Raw genomic sequence first — 8388 nt, 5'->3', positions numbered from 1 at the left:
CGTATCCACGGCCGACACGCTCCGCAATGGCCCTTCCCCACGCCGGAATCGGAATCCGACACCATTTCGATACAAAAAGGTCCCGGCAAGGTGAACGTGCCGCAATTCCTTCGGTAGCGGACGCACCGATAAGTTACTTCCGAACGGCGGAGTCCGGGAAACGCGCGCGAACGGCCTGGCGCCCCTGTCGGTACCGACAGGGGCGCCAGGCCGTTGTGCAATTGTGTCCGGCGAGGCGGATCAGACCGATGCCCCCGCAGGCTCTTCGGCCGTCCCGGCTTCCTCGAGATCCGGCATCGGGCGCAGGCGGTCGACGATGAAGACGAACACCAGAGAGATGGCGCCCCAGATCAGGAAGGTGACCAGATGTCCGCCGACGGTGTCGCCGCCGAAGTACAGGATGGAGCGCGCGGATTCGACCGCGGCGGGCATGGGCAGGACCTCGTGCAGGAAGCGGAAGATCTCCGGCTCCATATAGATGGACATGGCACCGCCGGACGCGGGTACGCCGAGGAACATCAGCACGGCGATCACCGGAACGACCGCGAGCAGTCCGATCAGGCGGACGAACACGGTGGTGAACATCGCCGTGCAGAAGATCGCCACGATTCCGGTGCCCACCAACTCCGGGAAGTGGCCGTCGACCGCGCCGACGAGCGGGTCGGCGATGAGCCACAGAACCACCGACATGACGACCGACCAACCGGCCACGACCGGCAACAGGTTGCGCGGCCGCATTGCGGGCGGGAAGGCGTTGGCGGCGACCACGATGATCATGAAGCCGGACATGATCCAGCCCATCGCCACATACAGCGAGACGGTGCCGGTGGTGTCCTCGACGCCGAGCGGGGCCAAGTCCTCGGTTCCCAGCGTCAGCTGTGAACCCGCGGCGACCTGGGCGAACACTCGCGCGACCACCTGCTGCTGGCTCATGCCCGCCGCGCCGTTGGTGATCAGCGTGGCCTCCGGAGTGGCGGCCGAGGGCAGCACGTAGGCGGCGACGATGTCACGATCGCGCACCTGTTCGCGCGCGGCCTCGGCATCGTCGAGAGCGCGCAGGTCGAACAGCCCGGTCATGTTCTGTTCCAGACCGGTGACCATCATCCTGGCCTGCTCGGCGGTACCGCCGACGATGGCGACCGGCATGTCCTTGGGCGCGGGCTGGTACATGGCGCCGAGCATCGTCGACAGCATGAGCACCAGCATCGCCAGCGGGAAGAAGGCCAGTGTGGTGTAGAGAACCGGCTTGCGGGCCGGCTTGCCGCCGGTCAGTGAGAACATGGTCGGCTCGGGGCCGGTGGCGTCCGGGTCGCGGCGGCGCTTGACGAGGTCGAGCAGTGCGGTCAGGCCGAGGCCCGCGGCGGCGCCGATGAGGAGCACGACCACGTACTCGCCCACGCCGTTGCCGCCGAAGTAGATCACCGAGCGCAGCGACTCGCCGATCGCCGGCGCGGGCAGGAAATTGTGCAGCCACGGGTACAGCGAGGGCAGGGTGTAGATCGACATGCCCATGTTCGAAGCGGGCACGCCCAGCACCATGACGAACAACATGCCCACCAGGACCGCCATCGGCCCGAAGACGCGGGTGAAGAACAGCTGCACCAGCCCGACGGCGGTGACCGTCAGGAATCCGAGGCCGAGGATGTCGAGCGTGTGGCCGTGCACAGCGCCCAGCAACGGCCCCGCCACCAACCACACCAGGAACGCGGTCGACGCGGACCAGCCGACCATCAGCGGCAGGAACCGCCGCAGCCGCAGCAGATGCGGAGCCGAGGAGAGCATCAGGCTCAACGGCATGTATCCGGCCAGCATGAGCGCGGTGGTCATGAACATCGGCGCCAGGCCCGCGCTGTCGTTGCCGGGCAGCGGCGCCAGATCCTCGGCGCTGAACTCGATCCCCAGCCCGAGCAGCTGCGGCGCGAGCAACTGGGTGACGGTCCCGGACTGGGAAGCCCCCGCCGCACCCGCGGTGTAGAGCTTCGCCGGGGCGGCCTCACCCTGCTGCGGCAGCGCGACCGCACCCGAGACCTCCCGGTCGAGCACCAACCGCTCGGCGTCGGCGCCGGTGGCGACCACTCGCACGTCGACCGCGTCGGGGTCGGCGGCCTCCAGCGTCTCGGCGAAGCGCACTGCTTCGGCGGCCGGACCGGCGACGGCGATCGGCAGATTGTGCGGCGCAGTGTGGTGCATGGCCGCCAGGTATCCGGTGATCATCATGGTGACCAGCAAGAACGGAAACAGGAACATCGCGACGATGCGGCCGATCCGCTCGGCTTTCGCTCGCTTTTCAGCCTTCACCAGTTCGGCCTTCGCGAGGTCGGCTCGCTCGAGGTCGGACCGGTCCGGCTCGACCTGGTCCACACCGGTTCCGTTCTGTTCGGAGTCGTCGGATCGCTCCTCGGACGCGGACAGGGTAGAGGTCACGAACATGCTCCTCGGCGTTTTTCGGGTGGTCGCCCGGACGAATGGGCAGAACACAAATCTACGCCACGTGTCTTAAAATTCCCCACCCGGCGACCCTGTGACGCTCACCGCACATGGTCGGCTGCGATCATCGTGGGCGGGTGTTCGCGCGAGAACGGGAGAACGATGGCACGGCACGGCGACCAGTCACGGCAAGCTCTCCTCGACGCCGCCGAGGAGCTCTTCGCGACCCTCGGCATCGACTCGGTGTCCAACCGGCGCATCGCCGAATACGCCGGTCAGGCCAACCATTCGGCGGTGGCCTACCATTTCGGCGGCCGCGATGAACTGATCCGCGCGATCTTCGACCGACACAACGAATCGGTCCGGCGACTGCGCGCCGATCTGGCCGCCCGGCTGCCCGCCGAGCCCGCCGTCACCGATCTGCTGCGCTGCCTCGTGCTGCCGGTCACCGAACACCTGGCGACCCGGCCGGCGCCCACCTGGTGGGCCCGTCTCATCAGGCAGCTGCGCACCACGCCCTCGACAGCCGCTCTCACCACCGACATCGTCGGCTCCGACCCGCTCGCCGCCCAGCTCATCGAACTGCTGCTCACCCGGCTCGGCACGCTGCCGCCGGACGTCCTGACCGGACGGACGGCACTGCTGGGCCGCATGATCATCGATGTCTGCGCCGAGTACGAGGCCAAAGTTCAAGCGGGAACCGAGGTTCCGCAGTGGACGGCCCTGGGGCACTTCCTCACCGACGCCTGCGCGGGCATGCTCACCGCCCCGGTCACCCACCCCGAGGAGTCCGGGTTCGCCTGAGCCCCGAATTCAGCTACCGCAGAATGATTCTCGTCGACACCGATCGCTGTTCCGGATAGCCGGCGGACCGCCCGCCCGCAGCTCCGGTCCGATTGGTAACCGGATCGACCCGGCACCCGGACCCATTGGTAACGGCCACAGCATCGTCCGAATACCGGCCACTTCGGCGCGCGGATGTTCTTCACTGCGAACCGGAGCCGTCCCATCGGGACCCAGGAGTCGATATGCCGGAACAACTGTGGAGGACGGGCGCGGTTCTGCTCGCCGCGTCGCTTCTTCTCGTCTGTGCGGGGCCGAGCGCACAGGCCGATCCCCCACCGGAGAACACCTCGCGGATCACCCGTATCCAGCCGGGGCCGGGCAGACAGTCGCAGCTCGAGGTGTATTCGGCGGCGATGGAGCGAACCGTGCGCATGACGCTGCTGCGCGCGGCCGATCCGGATGCTCCCGCGCCGACGCTGTATCTGCTCAACGGTTCCAGCGGCGGGGTGGACGGGAATTGGGTCGATCGCACCGATCTCGTCGATTTCTTCGCCGGCAAGCAGGTGAACGTCGTGGTGCTGATGGACGGGGCGGGCAGCTATTACACCGACTGGCGCGCCGTGGATCCGGTGCTGGGAAAGCAGCGCTGGACCACGTTCCTGCTCGAAGAGTTGCCCCCTATCGTCGACGCCGAATTCGGCGGTTCCGGCGCGAACGCCGTCGCCGGGGTGTCGATGTCGGGGACTTCGGTGTTCCAGCTGGCGCTGGCCGCACCGGGGTTCTACCGGGCGATCGGCTCCTACAGCGGGTGCGTGCGCACCAGTGATCCCGCGGGACGAGCGGTCGTGCTGGCGGTGGTCGCGTCCCAGGGCGGCACCCTCGCCAATATGTGGGGACCGCCGGAGGATCCGGCCTGGGCGGCGAACGACCCGTATCTGCAGGCGGACAAGCTGCGCGACACCGCCGTCTACGTCTCCGCCGGAACCGGCCTGCCCGGACCGAACGAGAATCTCGACAGCGTGCGTGGCGACCCCGTCCAGCTGCTCTACCAGTTCATGTTCGGCGCGCCGCTGGAGCTGGTCGCGGGGACGTGCACGCGCCAGTTGCGCGACCGGCTCCGCGCCGCGGGCATCCCCGCGACCGTCGATCTGCGGCCCACCGGCACCCACGCCTGGTCCTACTGGCAAGACGATCTGCACCACTCCTGGCCGGTGTTCGAGGAGGCTCTGAAGTGACTCGCAGAGAGGCCACCGCGGCCCTCGGCGCCTTCGGCGCCTGCCTGATCTCGGTGTTCATGCAGATGATCGATGTGACGATCGTCAATACCGCGCTTCCGGTGATCACCTCGCAGCTGGGGGCGTCTCGGGCCCAGCAGTTGTGGGTGGTGGCCGGCTACTCGCTGGCTTTCGCCTGCGCGCTGCTCACGGCCGCTCGCCTCGGCGCGATCCTCGGCCGCCGCCGGATGTTCCTGTGGTCGGCGGCGGCGTTCACCGCCGCCTCGGTCTGGTGCGGAATATCCACCGATGCCATGGAATTGGTGCTCGCCCGGATCGTCCAGGGCGTGGCGGGCGCGGGCATGGCGGCGCAGACCATCGCGGTCATCACCGCCACCTTCCACCGCGACCACCAGCCGTACGCCTTCGCCGCCTATGGCGCGACGGCCGGTTTCGCGGGCATGCTCGGTCCGATTCTCGGCGGCGTGCTGATCACCCTCGATCCCTTCGGTCTCGGCTGGCACGTCATCTTCCTGATGAACCTGCCGCTGGGCGTGATCGCCATCGCGCTGGCGTGGAAGTACCTGGAACTCGGGCAGGCGCCCGAACGCCCGCCGCTGGACCTGCGCGGCGCGGTGATCGCCACAGCGGGGCTGTTCCTGCTGCTGTTCGCCCTGGCGGACAGCCAGCAGGCGGGCTGGCGACCGGTACACGCGCTCTGCGTCGTCGTCGCCCTGACACTGGGCGGGCTGTTCGTGGCCTACGAACGGGCGACCCGGCGACGCGGCGGGATCGCGCTGGTCCGGCTGGATCTGTTCGGCGACAGAGGTTTCGCGATCGGCTCGGTGCTGGTGACGATCTTCTTCGGCCTGTTCACCGCCTTCGTCTTCACCGTCTCGATCCTGCTGCAGGACGTCCTGCATTTCTCCACCCTGCGCACCGGGATCGCCATGACCCCGTTCGCCATCGGCGCGGGCGTGGGGGCGGTCCTCTCCCCGATCCTGGTGAACCGCTGGGGCATTCGCACGCTGGCCGCGGGCGTCGCCTTCTTCGGTTTCTGGGTCGCGGTGGGCGTCGGCTACCTCTTCGTGGGCGACGGTGCGGTGAACCTGGCGTTGGTCACCGGCCCGGTCTTCCTCTCGGGCTTCGGGATCGGCGTCTTCGGCGTCCCGTTGCAGCCGATCATGCTGGCGGGCCTGCACGACCGGGACATGGGCGAGGCGTCCGGCCTGCTGCCCACCGTGGAGCAGATCGGCAACTCGGTCGGGCTCGCCGTGCTCAGCGCCCTGTTCTTCCGCGCGCACACGCTCACCGGCAGCATGATCATGCTCTCCGCCATCGCGGTCGCGGCCGTCGGCCTCGGCGCACTCACGCTGGCACTGCCCGATCGGCGCGCCACGCTGGGTGCGACGCCGTGGACCCGAGCTACCACCACCTGACCTCGCACCGCGACCGCGACCCGACCTCGGACCGAGCCGGCACACCCCCGACCTCGAAGCGGGTCAGCGTGATCCGACCTCGGACCGCTCGACGGCCTCGGTGGCGGCGCCGGCGGGCGCACCGCGCCGAACCAGGCGGCGCAGCGGAGCGGGAGCCCACCAGGACACCTCGCCGAGCAGCCTCATCATCGCGGGCACCAACAGCATGCGCAGGACGACAGCGTCGATGAACAACGCCGTGACCATGCCGATCGCGATGTACTGCATCATCACCAGCTCCGACAGCGCGAACGCGCCGCACACCACGAGCAGGACGGCCGCGGCGGCGGTGATGATCCACCCGGTGCGGGCGATGCCGACCCGCACCGCCTCGGTGGTCGGCTCTCCCTTCTCCCGCGCCTCCACGATGCGGGCCAGCAGGAACACCTGGTAGTCGGTGGACAGGCCGTAGATCACCGAGATGATCAACACCAGCACGAGCGCCATGATCGGCTGCGGGGTGAAGGTCAGCAGCCCGGCGCCGTGGCCGGCGACGAAGATCCAGGTGAGAATGCCCAGCGTCGAGCCGAGGCCGAGCAGATTCAGCAGCCCGGCCTGCAACGGCAGCACGAGGGAGCCGAAGGCGAGCGCCATGAGCACGGTGGTGATCAGGAAGACCAGTGCGACCATCCACGGCATCCGGTCCAGCAGCGCGGCCACGCTGTCGTGTTCCTCCGCGGGCGCGCCGCCGACCAGCACGATCGTGCCCTTCGGCAGCGGCATGGCGCGCAGGTAGTCGATGGTCTCGTCGGCGTCGTGCGCGTCCGCGACGACGGTCGAGGTGGTGAACACGCCCAGCTGCGAGGCCGCATGCACGGCATCCGGGAACGGCGCCTTCAGGCCCGGCGCCCGGCTCGCCGTCTCCACGACCGCGGCGATGTCGGCGGAGCCGCGGGTGATCACGAGGAGGTCGACGGGCTTGATCTGGCGCAGCGGGAAGATCTCGTCGAAGTGCTGCTGCGCCGTGCGCACCGGATGGTGCGGTGGCAGAAAGCGTTCGGAGATGCCGCCGAAGGCGACATCGCGCACCGGGGCGATGAGCACCAGCAGGATCGCCACCACCGGGACGGCCACCACGATCGGCCTGCGCATCACCCACCCGGCGATGCGCCCCCATGGATTGTCACGCTGGGCGGAGCCGGCCCGGCGGGAGTGGAACCGGTTGAACCCCAGCCGGTCCACCCGCCGGCCGAGCACGGCCAGAACGGCGGGCAGGACGGTGACCGAGACCGCCGCCGCCAGTGCCACCGTCACCATCGCGCCGAGGGCGAACGAGCGCAGGAATCCGTGCGGGAACAGCAGGATCGCGCCCGCGGCCGCCACCACGACGGTCGCGGAGAACACCACCGTGCGGCCCGCGGTCGCCACCGAGCGCCGCACCGCGTCGGGGACCTCGAGCCCCGCGGCCAGCTCCTCCCGGAACCGGCTCACGATGAACAACCCGTAGTCGATGGCCAGACCGAGGCCGATCATCGAAACCACCGGGGAGACGAAGGAATTCACCTCCATGACGGTGGTCAGCAGCCGGACGATCCCCCATGCTCCGAGCACGGTCAGCCCGCCCACGATCAGCGGCAGCGCGGCGGCGACCACTCCGCCGAACAGGAAGAACAGCAGCACCGCCACCGCCGGGATCGCGATCAGCTCCATGCGTCGCTGATCGTGCGCCATGGTGTCGTTCAGCGCCGACGCGACCGGTTGGCTACCCGCGATCTCCATGTCGATCCCGGGAATGAGGAACTCCTCGGCGACCGCGCGGTAGTTGTTCAGCGCCGTGGTGTCGTCGTCGCCGCGGATGGCGACAGAGGCGAAGGCGTGGTCGCGCTGCTCGGTGCCGAAGATGTCGCTCGCGGCCACCCCGGTCTCGGTTTCCCAGTACGCGCCGTTGATCCCGGCGATCCGATCCGGAAAGCGTTCCGGCAGGCTGTTCAGGTGGTCGACCACGGTCGCGGCGAAGTCCGGGTCGTCGACGGTCTTTCCCGCGGGCGCGTGGAACAGCAGGATCACGTCGGTGACGTGGTCGTGGCCGAACGCCTGGTCCATGAGCCGGGCGGCCCGCGCCGATTCCGAACCGGGGTCGTCCCAGCCGCTGACGCTGAGGTGATCGTGCAGCCCGACACCGTAGCCGCCGAGTGCCAGCAAGCCGCCGACCACGAGGACGATGACGGTGAACCGCCGGCGCACGATCAGATCGATCCAGCGGGTGAACTCGCCGAACAATGCCGCCTCCCACCGAGAAATACTGATCCGGCACGGTCGCCCGACACTATGGAACATAGGCTCCCGCAGTAATTTCCACAGCCTCTCGTGCCATCGATTCGCGAGGGCCACAATCGAATCCCGGCAGAGTTGTGAGCTGTCCCTGATCCGCACATCACCTTTCGTGGCGGCCGTTACGCTGAGCCCATCGCCAGCTGTACAGGCTTGTTCACGATCGGTCGGAAGCTGTTGGCGCTCAACCTGATCCGGCCCTGGAGGACGTA

5 protein-coding genes are annotated in these 8388 nt (G+C 68.7%); 3 read left to right on the top strand and 2 right to left on the bottom strand.

The genetic code is table 11. The features are described from left to right. Positions 1–240: 240 nt before the first annotated feature. Positions 241–2424, bottom strand: coding sequence for an ABC transporter permease (locus tag NS3_RS06665; RefSeq protein ID WP_245649487.1), 2184 nt, complete (start codon positions 2422–2424; stop codon positions 241–243). Positions 2425–2589: 165 nt separating this feature from the next. Here NS3_RS06665 and NS3_RS06660 point away from each other — a divergent pair, with 165 nt between their 5' ends. From NS3_RS06660 to NS3_RS06650, 3 genes are all read left to right on the top strand, one after another. Further along, positions 2590–3231 carry a TetR/AcrR family transcriptional regulator gene (locus tag NS3_RS06660; RefSeq protein ID WP_067855193.1) on the top strand — a complete coding sequence of 214 codons (642 nt, stop codon included), beginning with the start codon at positions 2590–2592 and terminating at the stop codon, positions 3229–3231. Between the two features lie 224 nt (positions 3232–3455). Then, complete coding sequence (locus NS3_RS06655; protein WP_067855190.1) at positions 3456–4448, top strand: alpha/beta hydrolase; 993 nt, start codon at positions 3456–3458, stop codon at positions 4446–4448. Continuing rightward, positions 4445–5866, top strand: coding sequence for an MFS transporter (locus tag NS3_RS06650; RefSeq protein WP_067855187.1), 1422 nt, complete (start codon positions 4445–4447; stop codon positions 5864–5866). Before NS3_RS06655 ends, NS3_RS06650 begins: the two co-directional genes overlap by 4 nt. Before the next feature lie 63 nt (positions 5867–5929). Here NS3_RS06650 and NS3_RS06645 read toward each other — a convergent pair whose 3' ends face one another. After that, entirely contained in the window at positions 5930–8125 is a 2196-nt protein-coding gene (locus tag NS3_RS06645) for an MMPL family transporter (protein ID WP_067855184.1), read from the bottom strand. Positions 8126–8388: the final 263 nt, after the last annotated feature.

The sequence above is a fragment of the Nocardia shimofusensis NBRC 100134 genome (assembly GCF_001613125.1).
GTDB lineage: Bacteria > Actinomycetota > Actinomycetes > Mycobacteriales > Mycobacteriaceae > Nocardia > Nocardia shimofusensis.
This window is presented reverse-complemented; position numbering and strand designations above follow the sequence as displayed.

What these genes read in the sequence shown, in the direction of transcription:
- NS3_RS06660 (WP_067855193.1), top strand. Translation starts at nt 2,590, where the DNA reads ATGGCACGGCACGGCGACCAGTCACGGCAAGCTCTCCTCGACGCCGCC.
- NS3_RS06655 (WP_067855190.1), top strand. Translation starts at nt 3,456, where the DNA reads ATGCCGGAACAACTGTGGAGGACGGGCGCGGTTCTGCTCGCCGCGTCG.